Source organism: Arthrobacter pascens, from assembly GCF_017052465.1.
Classification (GTDB): domain Bacteria; phylum Actinomycetota; class Actinomycetes; order Actinomycetales; family Micrococcaceae; genus Arthrobacter; species Arthrobacter pascens.
In genome coordinates, this window is record NZ_JAFHKT010000028.1 from 1 (window position 1) to 280 (window position 280).

The following is a 280-nucleotide window of genomic DNA, read 5'->3' on the forward strand; positions in this document are numbered from 1 at the left end:
CCGGCGTAGGCTGGCAACATCGGCGCATGTGCCCCGGTGACTCTGCGTCGATACCTCAATCGATGAAGGAGGACCAATGAGTGTCGTACGTGAATTCATGACGACGGATGCACAGTGTATTAAGGAGAACCAGTCCCTCGTTTGAGCGCCATCAACTAGGCTCGTCGCCCAGTGATTGAAGGAGGCAGCAATCTCCACGTCGTTCATCGCTGCCATGCTCTCCGCTGTTGCCGATTTCATGCTTTAACCCTCCTGTGTGTCCACTTGCATTCCTCGCCGC

At 55.7% G+C, this 280-nt stretch carries 1 protein-coding gene; it reads right to left on the bottom strand.

From position 1 onward, the window contains the following. On the bottom strand, positions 1-240 hold a 240-nt coding region (locus JYA52_RS00120), incomplete at its 3' end, for a hypothetical protein (RefSeq protein ID WP_205651148.1). Positions 241-280: the final 40 nt, after the last annotated feature.